The organism is Paraburkholderia terricola, assembly GCF_003330825.1.
GTDB classification, from domain to species: Bacteria; Pseudomonadota; Gammaproteobacteria; order Burkholderiales; family Burkholderiaceae; genus Paraburkholderia; species Paraburkholderia terricola.
Map to the genome: position 1 here is coordinate 3,722,109 of NZ_CP024941.1, position 16,931 is coordinate 3,739,039.

Annotated in this window: 9 protein-coding genes, 6 tRNA genes and 3 rRNA genes; all 18 read right to left on the reverse strand. The window is 57.2% G+C overall.

Going from position 1 to position 16,931, the window contains the following annotated elements:
• Positions 1–10 precede the first annotated feature (10 nt).
• Entirely contained in the window at positions 11–4,117 is a 4,107-nt protein-coding gene (rpoB, locus tag CUJ90_RS16790; protein ID WP_073432701.1) for a DNA-directed RNA polymerase subunit beta, read from the reverse strand.
• 370 nt (positions 4,118–4,487) lie between these two features.
• On the reverse strand, positions 4,488–4,862 hold the full coding sequence (gene rplL / locus CUJ90_RS16795; protein ID WP_011490060.1) for a 50S ribosomal protein L7/L12: 375 nt from the start codon (positions 4,860–4,862) through the stop codon (positions 4,488–4,490).
• 63 nt (positions 4,863–4,925) lie between these two features.
• Positions 4,926–5,429 (reverse strand): 50S ribosomal protein L10, encoded by a 504-nt coding sequence (gene rplJ, locus CUJ90_RS16800; protein WP_006053279.1) that lies wholly within the window; start codon positions 5,427–5,429, stop codon positions 4,926–4,928.
• 304 nt (positions 5,430–5,733) lie between these two features.
• Positions 5,734–6,432 carry a 50S ribosomal protein L1 gene (gene rplA / locus CUJ90_RS16805; protein WP_114163231.1) on the reverse strand — a complete coding sequence of 233 codons (699 nt, stop codon included), beginning with the start codon at positions 6,430–6,432 and terminating at the stop codon, positions 5,734–5,736.
• Positions 6,433–6,864, reverse strand: coding sequence for a 50S ribosomal protein L11 (rplK, locus tag CUJ90_RS16810; RefSeq protein WP_042329781.1), 432 nt, complete (start codon positions 6,862–6,864; stop codon positions 6,433–6,435).
• 164 nt (positions 6,865–7,028) lie between these two features.
• Positions 7,029–7,586: a transcription termination/antitermination protein NusG gene (nusG, locus tag CUJ90_RS16815; RefSeq protein ID WP_007180147.1), complete on the reverse strand. Its 558-nt coding sequence runs from the start codon at positions 7,584–7,586 to the stop codon at positions 7,029–7,031.
• A 1-nt stretch (position 7,587) separates the two neighbouring features.
• The gene (gene secE / locus CUJ90_RS16820; RefSeq protein ID WP_073432705.1) at positions 7,588–7,968 is read right to left on the reverse strand and encodes a preprotein translocase subunit SecE; all 381 of its coding nucleotides are present in this window, start codon (positions 7,966–7,968) and stop codon (positions 7,588–7,590) included.
• Between the two features lie 36 nt (positions 7,969–8,004).
• Positions 8,005–8,080: transfer RNA gene (locus CUJ90_RS16825), tRNA-Trp, on the reverse strand.
• A 64-nt stretch (positions 8,081–8,144) separates the two neighbouring features.
• A complete protein-coding gene (gene tuf, locus CUJ90_RS16830) occupies positions 8,145–9,335 on the reverse strand; it encodes an elongation factor Tu (RefSeq protein WP_012434572.1) in 1,191 nt (396 codons plus the stop codon).
• A gap of 63 nt (positions 9,336–9,398) precedes the next feature.
• A tRNA-Thr gene (locus tag CUJ90_RS16835) sits at positions 9,399–9,473 on the reverse strand.
• A 14-nt stretch (positions 9,474–9,487) separates the two neighbouring features.
• Positions 9,488–9,561 (reverse strand) — tRNA-Gly (locus CUJ90_RS16840).
• Positions 9,562–9,604: 43 nt separating this feature from the next.
• Positions 9,605–9,690, reverse strand: a tRNA-Tyr gene (locus CUJ90_RS16845).
• A gap of 154 nt (positions 9,691–9,844) precedes the next feature.
• Positions 9,845–9,958 (reverse strand): 5S ribosomal RNA (rrf, locus tag CUJ90_RS16850).
• A 167-nt stretch (positions 9,959–10,125) separates the two neighbouring features.
• Positions 10,126–13,006, reverse strand: a 23S ribosomal RNA gene (locus tag CUJ90_RS16855).
• A gap of 309 nt (positions 13,007–13,315) precedes the next feature.
• Positions 13,316–13,391, reverse strand: a tRNA-Ala gene (locus CUJ90_RS16860).
• A gap of 53 nt (positions 13,392–13,444) precedes the next feature.
• Positions 13,445–13,521: transfer RNA gene (locus CUJ90_RS16865), tRNA-Ile, on the reverse strand.
• A gap of 65 nt (positions 13,522–13,586) precedes the next feature.
• Positions 13,587–15,119, reverse strand: a 16S ribosomal RNA gene (locus tag CUJ90_RS16870).
• Together the 16S, 23S and 5S rRNA genes with 5 tRNA genes alongside form the textbook arrangement of a ribosomal RNA operon.
• Positions 15,120–15,590: 471 nt before the next feature.
• Positions 15,591–16,859: an SGNH/GDSL hydrolase family protein gene (locus CUJ90_RS16875; protein WP_114163232.1), complete on the reverse strand. Its 1,269-nt coding sequence runs from the start codon at positions 16,857–16,859 to the stop codon at positions 15,591–15,593.
• Positions 16,860–16,931 lie beyond the last annotated feature (72 nt).

Genomic DNA, 16,931 nt, shown 5'->3' on the forward strand with positions numbered 1-16,931 from the left:
CGTAGTCCGATTAGTTGCGGTCGAGGTCGATGTCGATACCGAGCGAGCGGATTTCCTTCACCAACACGTTGAAGGATTCCGGCATGCCGGCGTCGATCACGTGATCGCCCTTGACCAGGTTCTCATAGACCTTGGTCCGGCCGGTCACGTCGTCCGACTTCACCGTCAGCATTTCTTGCAGCACGTACGATGCGCCGTACGCTTCGAGCGCCCACACTTCCATCTCACCGAAACGCTGGCCACCGAACTGCGCCTTACCGCCCAACGGCTGCTGCGTCACGAGCGAGTACGGGCCCGTGGAACGCGCGTGCATCTTGTCGTCGACCAAGTGGTGCAGCTTCAGGTAGTGCATGTAGCCGACAGTCACCGTACGTTCGAACATCTCACCCGTGCGACCGTCGTACAGACGCACCTGGTTTTTCGACGGCGTCATGCCGAGGTTCTTCGCGATGTCGTCCGGGAATGCCAGGTCCAACGCGCGCGACATTTCTTCTTCCGTCGCACCGTCGAACACCGGCGTGGCGAACGGCACGCCTTCGCGCAGGTTCTTCGCCAGTTCGACGATTTCGTCGTCGGTGAAGCTGTCCAGCTCTTCAGCGCGGCCCGACTCGTTGTAGATCTTGGTCAGGAATTCGCGCAGTTCTTCGATCTTCGCCTGACGCTGCAGCATTTCACCGATACGCCAGCCGAGACCCTTCGCGGCCCAACCCAGATGCACTTCGAGAACCTGACCCACGTTCATCCGCGACGGCACGCCGAGCGGGTTCAGAACGACGTCAGCCGGACGGCCATCGGCCATGTACGGCATGTCTTCAATCGGAACGATCTTCGACACGACACCCTTGTTACCGTGACGGCCGGCCATCTTGTCGCCGGGCTGCAAACGGCGCTTGACCGCCAGGTAAACCTTGACCATCTTCAGCACGCCCGGCGGCAATTCGTCGCCTTGCGTGAGCTTCTTGCGCTTCTCTTCGAACGCGAGATCGAACTGGTGACGCTTCTGTTCGATCGAGTCCTTGATGGCTTCGAGCTGTGCCGCTGCTTCTTCGTCCGCGAGGCGGATGTCGAACCAGTGGTAGTGGTCGAGATCTTCGAGGTAAGCCTGTTCGATCTTCGTACCCTTCGCAAGCTTCTTCGGACCGCCGTTCGCGACCTTGCCGGTCAACATACGTGCGAGACGCTGGAACGCGTCACCTTCCACGATACGCAACTGGTCGTTCAGGTCGAGGCGATAACGCTTCAGCTCATCGTCGATGATCTGTTGCGCGCGCTTGTCGCGCTGAATGCCTTCACGCGTGAACACTTGCACGTCGATCACGGTGCCGCTCATGCCCGACGGCACGCGCAGCGACGTGTCCTTCACGTCCGAAGCCTTCTCACCGAAGATCGCGCGCAGCAGCTTTTCTTCCGGCGTGAGCTGAGTCTCGCCCTTTGGCGTGACCTTGCCGACCAGCACGTCGCCTGCTTCGACTTCAGCGCCGATGTAGACAATGCCCGACTCGTCGAGACGGCCGAGTTGCACTTCAGCCAGGTTCGAAATGTCGCGCGTGATTTCTTCCGGTCCGAGCTTCGTATCGCGAGCAACGACGTTCAGCTCTTCGATGTGGATCGACGTGTAGCGATCGTCCGCAACCACCTTCTCCGAGATCAGGATCGAGTCTTCGAAGTTGTAGCCATTCCACGGCATGAACGCGACCAGCATGTTCTGGCCGAGCGCCAGTTCGCCGAGGTCGGTCGAGGCGCCGTCAGCCAGCACGTCGCCACGCGACACGATGTCGCCGACCTTTACGATCGGGCGCTGGTTGATGTTCGTGTTCTGGTTCGAACGCGTGTACTTGATCAGGTTGTAGATGTCCACGCCGACGTCGCCGGCAGCGGCTTCATCGTCGTTCACGCGAATCACCATACGGCCCGCGTCGACGTAATCGACCACACCGCCACGGAATGCCTGAACCGTCGTGCCCGAGTCGACCGCGACCGTGCGCTCGATGCCCGTACCGACCACGGCCTTCTCAGGGCGCAGACACGGCACAGCCTGACGCTGCATGTTCGAACCCATCAACGCGCGGTTCGCGTCGTCGTGCTCGAGGAACGGAATCAGCGATGCCGCCACCGACACGATCTGCGACGGTGCCACGTCCATATACTGGATGCGGTCCGGCGTGACCATCAGCGTTTCGCCCGCTTCACGCGAGGAAACCAGTTCGTCGGTCAGCGTGCCGTCTTCAGCCACCGCCGCGTTCGCCTGAGCGATCACATAACGGCCTTCTTCGATCGCCGACAGGTAGTCGATCTGGTCGGTCACCTTGCCGTCCACAACCTTCCGATACGGCGTTTCGAGGAAGCCGTATTCATTCAGGTGCGCATACAGCGCGAGCGAGTTGATCAGGCCGATGTTCGGACCTTCCGGCGTTTCAATCGGGCACACACGACCGTAGTGCGTCGGGTGCACGTCGCGGACTTCAAAGCCGGCGCGCTCACGCGTCAAACCGCCCGGGCCAAGAGCCGAAACACGGCGCTTGTGGGTGATTTCCGACAGCGGGTTCGTTTGGTCCATGAACTGCGACAGCTGCGACGAACCGAAGAATTCGCGAATCGCCGAGGAAATCGGCTTTGAATTGATCAGATCGTGCGGCATCAGGTTTTCGCTTTCGGCTTGGCCGAGGCGTTCCTTCACAGCACGTTCGACACGCACGAGACCTGCACGGAACTGGTTTTCCGCCAGTTCGCCGACGCAACGCACACGACGATTGCCCAAGTGGTCGATATCGTCCACTTCGCCCTTGCCGTTGCGCAGCTCGACCAAGATCTTGATCGTGGCGAGGATGTCGTCGTCTTGCAGCGTCATCGGGCCGATGATTTCATCGCGACCGACGCGGCGGTTGAACTTCATACGACCTACCTTCGAGAGGTCGTATGCATCTTCGCTGTAGAACAGACGGTTGAAGAGCGCCTCGACCGCTTCTTCGGTCGGCGGCTCGCCAGGACGCATCATGCGGTAGATCGCGATGCGCGCGGCCATCTTGTCTGCGGTTTCGTCGATGCGCAGCGTCGACGAAATGTACGGACCCTGATCCAGATCGTTCGTGTAGAGCGTCTGGATGTCCTTGATCTTCGACTCGCGCAGCTTTTCGAGGACGGTTTCCGTGATTTCGTCGTTCGCGTTGGCGATGACTTCACCGGTGTCGCCGTCGACGACGTTCTTCGCCAGCACGCGACCGAGCAGATAGTCTTCCGGCACCGAAATGAACTTCGTCTTCGCGTTGTCGAGATCGCGAATATGCTTGGCGTTGATCCGCTTGTCCTTCTGGACGATCACGTTGCCGTCACGGTCCGTGATGTCGAAGCGCGCGACTTCACCACGCAGACGCTCGGGCACGAATTCCATCTGCGCGCCTTCCGGCATCAGCGTGAAATTGTCGAACACGAAGAAGTTTGCGAGGATCTGTTCCGGCGTGAGGCCGATCGCCTTCAGCAGGATCGTGACCGGCATCTTGCGGCGACGGTCGACGCGGAAATACAGTACGTCCTTCGGATCGAATTCGAAGTCGAGCCACGAACCGCGGTAGGGGATGATACGCGCGGAAAACAGCAGTTTGCCCGAGCTGTGCGTCTTGCCCTTGTCGTGTTCGAAAAACACGCCGGGCGAACGGTGCAGCTGCGAAACGATCACACGTTCCGTGCCGTTGATGACGAAGGAACCGGTCGGCGTCATGAGCGGAATTTCGCCCATGTAGACTTCCTGTTCCTTCACTTCCTTCACGACCGGCTTACTCGGCGATTCCTTGTCGAGCAGCACAAGACGCACTTTGGCGCGCAGAGCCGAACAATACGTCAAACCGCGCTGCTGACATTCCTTGATGTTGAATGCCGGCGGCGACAGCATGTAGCTGACGAACTCTAGACGTGCGAACCCGTTATGCGAAACAATCGGGAAAACGGATGTGAACGCAGCTTGCAGACCTTCCGGCTTGCGTTGCGTGGACGGCGTGTCTGCTTGCAGAAACGTGCTGAATGATTCAAGCTGGGTAGCCAGCAGGAAAGGTACTTGGTGAACGATGGGGCGCTTCGCAAAACTCTTGCGAATGCGCTTCTTCTCGGTGAAGGAATATTGCATACGATCTCCGAATCACGGCGGGCATTGTTGTCGAGGCAGGATACCTTGATGAGACAACCCGAGTGTTCACCGACTGAGACCCGATGGCCGTCCGATGGCTTGAACGAGCCTAGAAGCTTGGTGGTTGGCCGCTACCAACCGCTGGCTGACGGCAGCGGATGCCTGTGTTGCCCGCTACCCGACCAAACTTGCCTTCTGCAGTCGCTTCAGAAGACAAAGAGAAACGCCGGTCAATCTTGCCGATAGACGGTTTTTCTTTGACTTCTGGGAGCGATGTTTTTGCCCAAACGTCTTGCAAAAACGTGCCCCCCACAAAGCACAAAAAGGCCGGCGGTGGAAAACCGCCAGCCTTAGCGCAACGCGCTGAAACTTACTTGATTTCAGCCTTCGCGCCGGCTTCTTCCAGCTTCTTCTTGGCTTCTTCAGCAGCAGCCTTCGGTACCGATTCCTTAACAGGCTTCGGTGCGCCGTCGACCAGGTCCTTCGCTTCCTTCAGGCCGAGACCCGTCAGTTCACGAACGGCCTTAATGACCGAAACCTTGTTCGCGCCGACTTCCGTCAGGTTGACCGTGAATTCGGTTTGCTCTTCAGCAGCAGCAGCAGCACCACCGCCTGCCGGGCCTGCCACTGCAACAGCAGCTGCCGACACGCCAAACTTTTCTTCGAACGCCTTGACCAGCTCGTTCAGTTCCAGAACCGACATCGAGCTTACTGCCTCGAGGATGTCTTCTTTTGCGATTGCCATTTGAAATACTCCTAAATTGAATTCGGATACAGCCAGCGATCAATCACGCTCGACTGAAGTACCTTATGCAGCGGTTTCTTCGCCTTGTTTCTTTTCTGCCAGCGCGGCCAGAGCGCGCGCAAAGCCCGAAACAGGTGCTTGCATAACGTACAACAGCTTGGAGAGCAGTTCTTCGCGGCTCGGGATGTTTGCCAGCGCTTGCACGCCAGCCTTGTCCATCACCTTGCCTTCGTAGGAACCAGCCTTGATGACCAACTTGTCATTGCTCTTGCCGAAGTCGTTGACGACCTTAGCAGCAGCAATTGCATCTTCCGAGATGCCGTAGATCAGGGGACCGGTCATCTGCTCTGCCAGCGGAGCAAAGGGGGTACCTTCGACAGCGCGACGCGCCAGCGTGTTTTTCAACACACGAAGGTAAACCTGTTGCTCACGCGCTTTCGCGCGCAGCTTGGTCAGATCGCCAACCGTGATCCCACGATACTCAGCCAGAACCACGGTCTGGGCTTTCGCGACTTGCGCGGCAACCTCAGCGACGACGGCCTGCTTGCTTTCTTTGTTGAGTGGCACGGTTAACCTCCAGATTCGATACACGCGGCGTGCGCCTTGTGTACCGCGTTCAATAACGGCGTCCGACCAGTCAGGAGTATTTCGACCGTTGGAAATCCACATTGCTGCGGATATCCAACGGTTTCATCACTACAAAACCTTTTCGGGTTCGCCATCTGCGTTGGCTTTCCATTAAGGACCCGCCTACCCGCTGCGTGCCCGCCAACGGTCTTTGACAACCGGTTGCGTGATGCAGACCGCCACCTCGCAACCGCCCAAAGCCCATAAAAGCGTCTCGACTCTCGCCGAGACGACGTGAAATCTCTTACTGTGCCGCGAGCGACGCTTGGTCGACGCGAACGCCAACACCCATCGTGCTCGACAGAGCGACCTTGCGCAGGTAGACACCTTTGCTCGTTGCCGGCTTCGCTTTTTGCAGCGCGTCGACGAGAGCGTTCAGGTTGCTACGCAGAGCCGTCGGCTCGAACGAAGCGCGGCCGATGGTAGCGTGGATGATACCGGCCTTGTCGACACGGAATTGCACTTGGCCAGCCTTGGCATTCTTGACTGCCGTTGCGACGTCGGCCGTAACCGTACCGACCTTCGGGTTCGGCATCAAGCCACGCGGGCCGAGGATCTGACCCAACGTACCGACTACGCGCATCGTGTCTGGCGAAGCGATCACAATGTCGAAGTCCAGCTTGCCAGCCTTGACTTGTTCAGCCAGATCTTCCATACCGACGATTTCCGCGCCGGCGACACGGGCTTGTTCCGCCTTCTCGCCCTGTGCGAACACTGCCACGCGGACCGATTTACCGGTACCTGCCGGCAGCACGACCGAGCCACGAACTACCTGGTCAGACTTCTTCGCATCGATGCCGAGTTGCACTGCAACGTCGATCGACTCGTCGAACTTTGCGCTTGCACATTCCTTCACGAGCGACAGTGCGTCATCGATCGGATACAGTTTTTGACGATCCACCTTGGCTGCAAATGCTTGCAGACGCTTCGAAAGCTTAGCCATTTACACGCCCTCCACGGTGATGCCCATCGAGCGGGCGCTACCAGCGATCGTACGAACCGCTGCGTCCAGATCAGCTGCCGTCAGATCGGGCATCTTGGTCTTGGCGATGTCTTCAGCTTGAGCACGAGTGATCTTGCCGACCTTGTCCGTATGCGGCTTGCTCGAACCCTTGTCGATCTTCGCTGCCTTCTTGATCAAAACCGTAGCCGGCGGCGTTTTGAGAACAAACGTGAAGCTCTTATCCGCAAATGCGGTGATCACGACAGGAATCGGCAGACCCGGTTCCATTGCTTGAGTCTGAGCGTTGAACGCCTTGCAGAACTCCATGATGTTCAGGCCACGTTGGCCTAACGCCGGACCGACCGGCGGCGACGGATTGGCTTTACCTGCAGGAATCTGCAGCTTGATAAAGCCGATGATTTTCTTTGCCATGTTAAAAACCTCTTTGGAACGCCGCTCCGATACATGCAGACGTTCAGTGAGTAGTAGCGCGCGTTCACCGAAAAACAGGCTACTTGCGCTCCTCAACGGCCATTACGCGAGCCGTAAGCGCGAGATGCGGAACGCGCCGATGCCGCGTTCCGCAAAATTCTGAATTACAACTTTTCGACCTGGCCAAATTCCAGCTCGACCGGCGTTGCGCGGCCGAAGATCGTAACGGAAACCCGGACACGTGACTTCTCGTAGTTCACTTCTTCGACGCTGCCGTTGAAATCCGTGAATGGGCCGTCCTTTACCCGCACCATCTCGCCTACTTCAAACAGGGTCTTCGGTCGCGGTTTTTCGACACCTTCCTGCATCTGCGACATGATCTTCTCGACTTCTCGCGGAGAGATCGGACTCGGACGATTACGCGCGCCACCAACGAAGCCTGTCACCTTTGCCGTATTTTTCACGAGGTGCCACGTTTCGTCCGTCATTTCCATTTCCACGAGCACATAGCCCGGGAAGAAACGACGTTCGGTCACGGATTTGTGGCCGCCCTTCACCTCAACAACTTCTTCAGTCGGTACGAGGATCTGGCCAAACTGGTCTTGCATGCCGGCGCGTTCGATGCGCTCCTGAAGCGCGCGTTGCACGCTCTTCTCCATTCCGGAGTAGGCGTGCACGACGTACCAACGTTTTCCGCTCGGGGATGCCGGAGTATCGCTCATATCATTTCCAACCCAGAATCACCGAGAAAATCGCCCATTCGATGGATTTATCGCTAATCCAAAGAAAGATCGCCATGACGAAGACGAAGCCGAATACTACAAGCGTTGTCTGCGTAGCCTCTTTGCGCGTTGGCCAGACAACTTTGCGAACTTCTTTATACGAATCCTTGGCGAAAGCGATGAAGCCCTTGCCAGGCGCAGAGAGAAGACCGACTACGATGCCGGCAATCACACCGACAGCCAAGGCGGCTCCGCGGACGTACCACTCCTGGCCATTGAGCCAGAAAAATCCCACAAATCCGGCCAAGACCAACAATACGCCCGCGACGAGCATCAGCTTGTCGCTGGATGTATTTACAGTTTCGACGGAAGGATTCGCCATAACACCTTAACGAAGCGTCAAATGCGACGCGAGAGTTGGCAGGGGCAGAGGGAATCGAACCCCCAACCTTCGGTTTTGGAGACCGACGCTCTGCCAGTTGAGCTATACCCCTAAACCATTTGGGGTTGACGACACCGCCAACCCCGAAATTACCGATTAACGAGAACTATCTGGCGTTACTCGAGAATCTTGGCAACGACACCTGCGCCGACGGTACGGCCGCCTTCGCGGATCGCGAAGCGCAGACCTTCTTCCATCGCGATCGGATTGATCAGCTTCACCGTGATCGACACGTTGTCGCCCGGCATGACCATTTCCTTGTCCTTCGGCAACTCGATCGAGCCCGTCACGTCCGTCGTACGGAAGTAGAACTGCGGACGATAGTTGTTGAAGAACGGCGTGTGGCGGCCGCCCTCGTCCTTGCTCAGCACGTACACTTCGGCCGTGAAGTGCGTGTGCGGATTGATCGAGCCCGGCTTCGCCAGCACCTGACCACGCTCCACGTCTTCACGCTTCGTGCCGCGCAGCAGGATACCCACGTTGTCGCCTGCCTGACCCTGGTCGAGCAGCTTGCGGAACATTTCCACGCCCGTGCAGGTCGTCTTCACCGTCGGTTTGATACCGACGATCTCGATTTCCTCGCCGACCTTCACCACGCCGCGCTCGACGCGACCCGTCACCACCGTGCCACGACCCGAGATCGAGAACACGTCTTCCACCGGCATCAGGAAGGCGCCGTCAACTGCACGCTCCGGCGTCGGGATATACGTGTCCAGCGCGTCGGCCAGGTTCATGATCGCCACTTCGCCCAGCTCGCCCTTGTCGCCTTCCAGCGCCAGCTTGGCCGAACCCTTGATGATCGGCGTGTCGTCGCCCGGGAAGTCGTACTTCGACAGAAGTTCGCGAACTTCCATCTCGACCAGCTCCAGCAGCTCGGCGTCGTCCACCATGTCGCACTTGTTCAGGAACACGATGATGTACGGAACACCCACCTGGCGCGCCAGCAGGATGTGCTCGCGCGTTTGCGGCATCGGGCCGTCAGCGGCCGAGCACACCAGGATCGCGCCGTCCATCTGCGCTGCGCCCGTGATCATGTTCTTCACATAGTCAGCGTGGCCCGGGCAGTCGACGTGGGCGTAGTGGCGGTTAGCCGTTTCGTACTCGACGTGCGCCGTGTTGATCGTGATGCCGCGCGCCTTTTCTTCCGGCGCCGCGTCGATCTGGTCATACGCCTTCGCTTCGCCGCCGAACTTCTGCGTCAGAACCGTCGTGATCGCTGCCGTCAGCGTGGTCTTGCCGTGGTCAACGTGACCGATCGTGCCGACGTTCACGTGCGGCTTGGTCCGCTCAAACTTACCCTTGGCCATTTTCGACTCCTAAGAGGATTTATCCGTACGTTGCGCCGGGCGCAAACAATCACCGAGTACTTCTGGTGCCCATGGGCAGGATCGAACTGCCGACCTCTCCCTTACCAAGGGAGTGCTCTACCACTGAGCCACATGGGCGCTACATCTTGTGCTGGAGCGGGTGAAGGGAATCGAACCCTCGTCGTAAGCTTGGAAGGCTTCTGCTCTACCATTGAGCTACACCCGCAAGGATTCATGGATTCCCAACCACTTCTACAGCTTGCATTTTCTGGTGGAGGAGGTTGGATTCGAACCAACGTAGGCGTAAGCCAACAGATTTACAGTCTGCCCCCTTTAGCCACTCGGGCACCCCTCCGCAGAGAACTGACGATTATGAGGGAACAACCGCTCGATGTCAAGGCTTGCTTGATCGTTCCCACACCACAGCTTTCACCTATAAGGTAAATTCCTCTTCGCGTAAACGCACAAACCCCACCGGTGTGGGGTGGGGTCTGTGTTTCTGCATGGGAGCCTGACGATTACCTACTTTCACACGGGCAATCCGCACTATCATCGGCGTGGAGTCGTTTCACGGTCCTGTTCGGGATGGGAAGGGGTGGTACCGACTCGCTATGGTCATCAGGCATGACTTGTTGTCAGGTTGACGCGGGGGTCAACACGACCAATCTGGAAGAAGTAGTGTCTGGTGCATCGCACCAGGGGCAATGGGGTGGTGAGTGTATCGGGCACAACGCGGATCTCAACCGTGCGGGGCGACGCGGGGAGGCGCCACCGGAAACACACTGGTTATAGGATCAAGCCTTACGGGCAATTAGTATCAGTTAGCTCAACGCATTACTGCGCTTACACACCTGACCTATCAACGTCCTGGTCTTGAACGACCCTTCAAGGGGCTCGAAGCCCCGGGGATATCTCATCTTAAGGCGAGTTTCCCGCTTAGATGCTTTCAGCGGTTATCTCTTCCGAACATAGCTACCCGGCGATGCCACTGGCGTGACAACCGGTACACCAGAGGTTCGTCCACTCCGGTCCTCTCGTACTAGGAGCAGCCCCCTTCAAATATCCAGCGCCCACGGCAGATAGGGACCAAACTGTCTCACGACGTTTTAAACCCAGCTCACGTACCTCTTTAAATGGCGAACAGCCATACCCTTGGGACCGGCTACAGCCCCAGGATGAGATGAGCCGACATCGAGGTGCCAAACACCGCCGTCGATATGAACTCTTGGGCGGTATCAGCCTGTTATCCCCAGAGTACCTTTTATCCGTTGAGCGATGGCCCTTCCATACAGAACCACCGGATCACTATGACCTGCTTTCGCACCTGCTCGACTTGTCGGTCTCGCAGTCAAGCACGCTTATGCCATTGCACTATCAGCACGATTTCCGACCGTACCTAGCGTACCTTCGTACTCCTCCGTTACACTTTGGGAGGAGACCGCCCCAGTCAAACTGCCTACCATGCACTGTCCCCGGTCCGGATTCACGGACCAGGGTTAGAACCTCAAACAGATCAGGGTGGTATTTCAAGGATGGCTCCACGCAAACTGGCGTTCACGCTTCAAAGCCTCCCACCTATCCTACACAGACCGGTTCAAAGTCCAATGCAAAGCTACAGTAAAGGTTCATGGGGTCTTTCCGTCTAGCCGCGGGGAGATTGCATCATCACAAACACTTCAACTTCGCTGAGTCTCGGGAGGAGACAGTGTGGCCATCGTTACGCCATTCGTGCAGGTCGGAACTTACCCGACAAGGAATTTCGCTACCTTAGGACCGTTATAGTTACGGCCGCCGTTTACCGGGACTTCAATCAGGAGCTTGCACCCCATCATTTAATCTTCCGGCACCGGGCAGGCGTCACACCCTATACGTCCACTTTCGTGTTTGCAGAGTGCTGTGTTTTTATTAAACAGTCGCAGCCACCAGTTTATTGCAACCCCTTCACCCTTTGCGCGCAGGCGCATCAAGCTACAGGGGCGTACCTTATCCCGAAGTTACGGTACCAATTTGCCGAGTTCCTTCTCCCGAGTTCTCTCAAGCGCCTTAGAATACTCATCTCGCCCACCTGTGTCGGTTTGCGGTACGGTCTTGTTGAACTGAAGCTTAGAGGCTTTTCCTGGAACCACTTCCGATTGCTTCGTCACCGAAGTGACTGGCCTCACACCCTTGAATTACGCGCCCGGATTTGCCAAAGCGCCTTCTCCAATGCAAGGACCGGGACTTCCAACACCCGGACAACCTTCCGCGATCCGTCCCCCCATCGCATTCAACAATGGTGCAGGAATATTAACCTGCTTCCCATCAGCTACGCATTTCTGCCTCGCCTTAGGGGCCGACTCACCCTACGCCGATGAACGTTGCGTAGGAAACCTTGGGCTTACGGCGAGGGGGCCTTTCACCCCCTTTATCGCTACTCATGTCAGCATTCGCACTTCCGATACCTCCAGCACACTTTCCAGTGCACCTTCGCAGGCTTACGGAACGCTCTCCTACCATGCATATAAATATGCATCCGCAGCTTCGGTATATTGCTTAGCCCCGTTACATCTTCCGCGCAGGACGACTCGATCAGTGAGCTATTACGCTTTCTTTAAAGGATGGCTGCTTCTAAGCCAACCTCCTGACTGTTTTAGCCTTCCCACTTCGTTTCCCACTTAGCAATATTTGGGGACCTTAGCTGGCGGTCTGGGTTGTTTCCCTCTTGACACCGGACGTTAGCACCCGATGTCTGTCTCCCGTGATTGCACTCTTCGGTATTCGGAGTTTGCTATGGCGTAGTAATCCGCAATGGACCCCACAACCATGACAGTGCTCTACCCCCGAAGGTGATACACGAGGCACTACCTAAATAGTTTTCGGAGAGAACCAGCTATTTCCAGGTTTGTTTAGCCTTTCACCCCTATCCACAGCTCATCCCCTAACTTTTCAACGTTAGTGGGTTCGGACCTCCAGTACGTGTTACCGCACCTTCATCCTGGCCATGGATAGATCACCTGGTTTCGGGTCTACACCCAGCGACTGAATCGCCCTGTTCGGACTCGCTTTCGCTACGCCTGCCCTAATCGGTTAAGCTTGCCACTGAATGTAAGTCGCTGACCCATTATACAAAAGGTACGCCGTCACCCCTTGCGAGGCTCCGACTGTTTGTATGCATGCGGTTTCAGGATCTGTTTCACTCCCCTCCCGGGGTTCTTTTCGCCTTTCCCTCACGGTACTGGTTCACTATCGGTCGATCACGAGTATTTAGCCTTGGAGGATGGTCCCCCCATCTTCAGACAGGATTTCACGTGTCCCGCCCTACTTGTCGTACACCTAGTTCTTCCTCGCTGTTTTCGTCTACAGGGCTATCACCTGCTATGGCCGCACTTTCCAGAGCGTTCGACTAACAATGAAGATAAAGAGTACAGGCTGCTCCCATTTCGCTCGCCACTACTCTGGGAATCTCGGTTGATTTCTTTTCCTGCGGTTACTTAGATGTTTCAGTTCACCGCGTTCGCTTCACGTAGCCTATGTATTCAGCTACGGATACTCCATAAGGAGTGGGTTTCCCCATTCGGATATCGGTGGATCAAAGCTCGTTTGCCAGCTCCCCACCGCTTTTCGCAGGCTACCGCGTCCTTCATCGCCTGTGATCGCCAAGGCATCCACCACATGCACTTGTTCGCTTGACCCTATAACGAGTGTGTCTCCCGGTCCTTGCGGATCCGTTGAGCTCGCTACAGGTTGAGTATTCGTGTTGCGCCGTATTCCAGGGCAATCTTCCGATTCCCCTTTCATACATTGATACAATCACAACCCTGATTCACCTACTCGGACACCCATCTCGAGGTACCCTTTCGTGAATCTCTTTACTACTTCTTCCTGATTGTTAAAGAACGACAGCCGATATCGCAGTTGCCATAACCGCGTATCACTCTGACTGGCTCAATCGCCAATGCAAAACGCTCTGTGCCGTACACAGAACACTGCGCATTGAGGATTGGTGGAGGATGACGGGATCGAACCGACGACCCCCTGCTTGCAAAGCAGGTGCTCTCCCAGCTGAGCTAATCCCCCGGGATCATGCAGATGCGCCAGAGGGGTTGCATTCAGCACACCAGACAAGACAATGGTGGGTCTGGATGGGTTCGAACCATCGACCCCCGCCTTATCAAGACGGTGCTCTAACCAGCTGAGCTACAGACCCCTGAGTCTGCCTGATTTCACAGCCGATAAGCGTGAGCGCTCAACACTTGGACGCGTTAGCTCGAGAAAGGAGGTGATCCAGCCGCACCTTCCGATACGGCTACCTTGTTACGACTTCACCCCAGTCATGAATCCTACCGTGGTGACCGTCCTCCTTGCGGTTAGACTAGCCACTTCTGGTAAAACCCACTCCCATGGTGTGACGGGCGGTGTGTACAAGACCCGGGAACGTATTCACCGCGGCATGCTGATCCGCGATTACTAGCGATTCCAGCTTCACGCACTCGAGTTGCAGAGTGCGATCCGGACTACGATCGGTTTTCTGGGATTGGCTCCACCTCGCGGCTTGGCGACCCTCTGTTCCGACCATTGTATGACGTGTGAAGCCCTACCCATAAGGGCCATGAGGACTTGACGTCATCCCCACCTTCCTCCGGTTTGTCACCGGCAGTCTCCCTGGAGTGCTCTTGCGTAGCAACTAGGGACAAGGGTTGCGCTCGTTGCGGGACTTAACCCAACATCTCACGACACGAGCTGACGACAGCCATGCAGCACCTGTGTTACGGCTCCCTTTCGGGCACTCCCACCTCTCAGCAGGATTCCGTACATGTCAAGGGTAGGTAAGGTTTTTCGCGTTGCATCGAATTAATCCACATCATCCACCGCTTGTGCGGGTCCCCGTCAATTCCTTTGAGTTTTAATCTTGCGACCGTACTCCCCAGGCGGTCAACTTCACGCGTTAGCTACGTTACCAAGCCAATGAAGGCCCGACAACTAGTTGACATCGTTTAGGGCGTGGACTACCAGGGTATCTAATCCTGTTTGCTCCCCACGCTTTCGTGCATGAGCGTCAGTATTGGCCCAGGGGGCTGCCTTCGCCATCGGTATTCCTCCACATCTCTACGCATTTCACTGCTACACGTGGAATTCTACCCCCCTCTGCCATACTCTAGCCCGCCAGTCACAAATGCAGTTCCCAGGTTAAGCCCGGGGATTTCACATCTGTCTTAGCGGACCGCCTGCGCACGCTTTACGCCCAGTAATTCCGATTAACGCTTGCACCCTACGTATTACCGCGGCTGCTGGCACGTAGTTAGCCGGTGCTTATTCTTCCGGTACCGTCATCCCCCCGCCGTATTAGGGCAGAGGTTTTCTTTCCGGACAAAAGTGCTTTACAACCCGAAGGCCTTCTTCACACACGCGGCATTGCTGGATCAGGCTTGCGCCCATTGTCCAAAATTCCCCACTGCTGCCTCCCGTAGGAGTCTGGGCCGTGTCTCAGTCCCAGTGTGGCTGGTCGTCCTCTCAGACCAGCTACAGATCGTCGCCTTGGTAGGCCTTTACCCCACCAACTAGCTAATCTGCCATCGGCCGCCCCTGTAGCGCGAGGTCCCGAAGGAGCCCCCGCTTTCCTCCGCAGAGCGTATGCGGTATTAATCCGGCTTTCGCCGGGCTATCCCCCACTACAGGACACGTTCCGATGTATTACTCACCCGTTCGCCACTCGCCACCAGGGTTGCCCCCGTGCTGCCGTTCGACTTGCATGTGTAAGGCATGCCGCCAGCGTTCAATCTGAGCCAGGATCAAACTCTTCAGTTCAATGCCTGTTACTGTTTTTCGGTTGTTTTACCAACCGGTCGCTCACTCAACGTACTGACGAATGATCATCCTGTCTTTCAACAGGAAAACCTTCCTTTCATTACTGTGTGAGACTTGATACTTTCGCTTCCGGCAGACCCCGAAGAATCCACCGCGCGCCGCGCATCAAGCGCCCACACTTATCGGCTGTTAGTTTTTAAAGATCGCTTACGCATTCACCACCGTCACGACGCCCACTTCAACCACCCGGCACCGCTTCGTTCTGCGTCGCTGCATCTGCAGCAGAGAAACGAGATTATGAGACATCTCTTTCGTTTCGTCAAGAACATTTTTTCGCTTTCGCTTAAAACTTCTTTCTTGGCGCTACGCGCCGCTGGTTTCTACCGCGGCCCTCGTTTGCAACGAGGAGGCGAATCATAGGCCAACCTCAGCCATGTGACAAGGGTTTGACCAAATTCTTTTTTTGGCGGCTCACTTTAGGGACGAATTCACTACTGCAACGATAGGAACCGCATCCGCCATTGCGGCATAACCCGCATCGCTAGGATGAATATGATCGCCGCTGTCAAAAGCGCGCTGCAAGCGCTCCGGCTGCGCCGGATCGCGTAGCGCCGCGTCGAAATCCACCACCCCGTCGAAACCGCGGCTGCTCCGAATCCATTGATTGACCGCAAGCCTGATGCTCTCTCGCTGCGCCGGCAACGACGCGGGCGTCAGCGTCGAGCCGAACACCTTTACGCCACGCTGCCGCGCGGCGGCTACCACTCGTTGATATCCGGCGATCAGACCCGCAGCCGTGACCGGCGTATGCGGGAAATCGCAGTCGAGACCATTGCGGGCCGGCATCGCCGCGAAATTGATGTCGTTGATGCCAATCAGCAGAATCGCCGCCTTGACGCCAGGACGCTCGAGCACGTCGCGATCAAAACGCTGGACAAGCGCCTCGCCATAGCACGGCGAATCGCTTAGCAAGCGATTGCCGCTGATGCCGAGATTGACAACCGCAATCGAGCGCTCGCCGCTGCCGGCGAACCGGCGCGCTAGCGCGTCCGGCCAACGCTTGTTCTGATTGAGACTGGAGCGCATGCCATCGGTGATGGAGTCGCCGATCGCGGCCACGGCCATCGACGCAGGGGCGTCCACGGACAAGCCGGTCAGCCACACATATTGCGTAAACCGGCTGCGAAACGAATCGGCCGAAGTATCGGCCGTGTGATTGCCCGGTGCCGAAACATAGTTCACCTGGCTCGATACACGGTGCCACGCCACGATTCGTTGCTCCGCCCCCACGAACGCGCTGATCGCATAAGGCGCACCTTTGGCGACTTCGATTGCGACGGGATCGCTATCCAGCTCCGCTCCGGGCGGAATACTCACCGCTGTCTTCCCGCCGAACGTCACGCGCGTTTCGCTGCCGCCCAGAGCCGCGGCACCGCCGGCCGAGCGCGCGATGCGCAGTTCGTCGATGACCAACGCCGTCTTGCCGTACTCATTACTCAGATGGATCCGCGCCGATTTGCCGGACAGCGTCGGATAGACGATCTGGCGCACCGTGCGCCCCGCCACTTCTGGCGCGCGGTACAGCGAAGGCAAATCCGCACGTTGAGGAATCGGCTGCAGCGCCGTCGCCCACGCGGCCACCCAATGCGCGGAGGCGTCGGCGGCAAAAGCGCTCGGGGAAACGGCAAATTGGGTGAGCAACACCGCAGCGCATGCGGCAGCCAGAGTGCGAATGGTCATTCGGTGGTCGGTTCGAGGCGAAAACGTGCATTGTGCCCGATCGCAATGGCGGTCACGGGCGGCTGCGTACGC

What these genes read in the sequence shown, in the direction of transcription:
- secE (WP_073432705.1), bottom strand. Translation starts at nt 7,968, where the DNA reads ATGGCGAATCCTTCCGTCGAAACTGTAAATACATCCAGCGACAAGCTG.
- tuf (WP_012434572.1), bottom strand. Translation starts at nt 9,335, where the DNA reads ATGGCCAAGGGTAAGTTTGAGCGGACCAAGCCGCACGTGAACGTCGGC.
- nusG (WP_007180147.1), bottom strand. Translation starts at nt 7,586, where the DNA reads ATGAGCGATACTCCGGCATCCCCGAGCGGAAAACGTTGGTACGTCGTG.
- rpoB (WP_073432701.1), bottom strand. Translation starts at nt 4,117, where the DNA reads ATGCAATATTCCTTCACCGAGAAGAAGCGCATTCGCAAGAGTTTTGCG.
- rplA (WP_114163231.1), bottom strand. Translation starts at nt 6,432, where the DNA reads ATGGCTAAGCTTTCGAAGCGTCTGCAAGCATTTGCAGCCAAGGTGGAT.
- rplK (WP_042329781.1), bottom strand. Translation starts at nt 6,864, where the DNA reads ATGGCAAAGAAAATCATCGGCTTTATCAAGCTGCAGATTCCTGCAGGT.
- rplL (WP_011490060.1), bottom strand. Translation starts at nt 4,862, where the DNA reads ATGGCAATCGCAAAAGAAGACATCCTCGAGGCAGTAAGCTCGATGTCG.
- CUJ90_RS16875 (WP_114163232.1), bottom strand. Translation starts at nt 16,859, where the DNA reads ATGACCATTCGCACTCTGGCTGCCGCATGCGCTGCGGTGTTGCTCACC.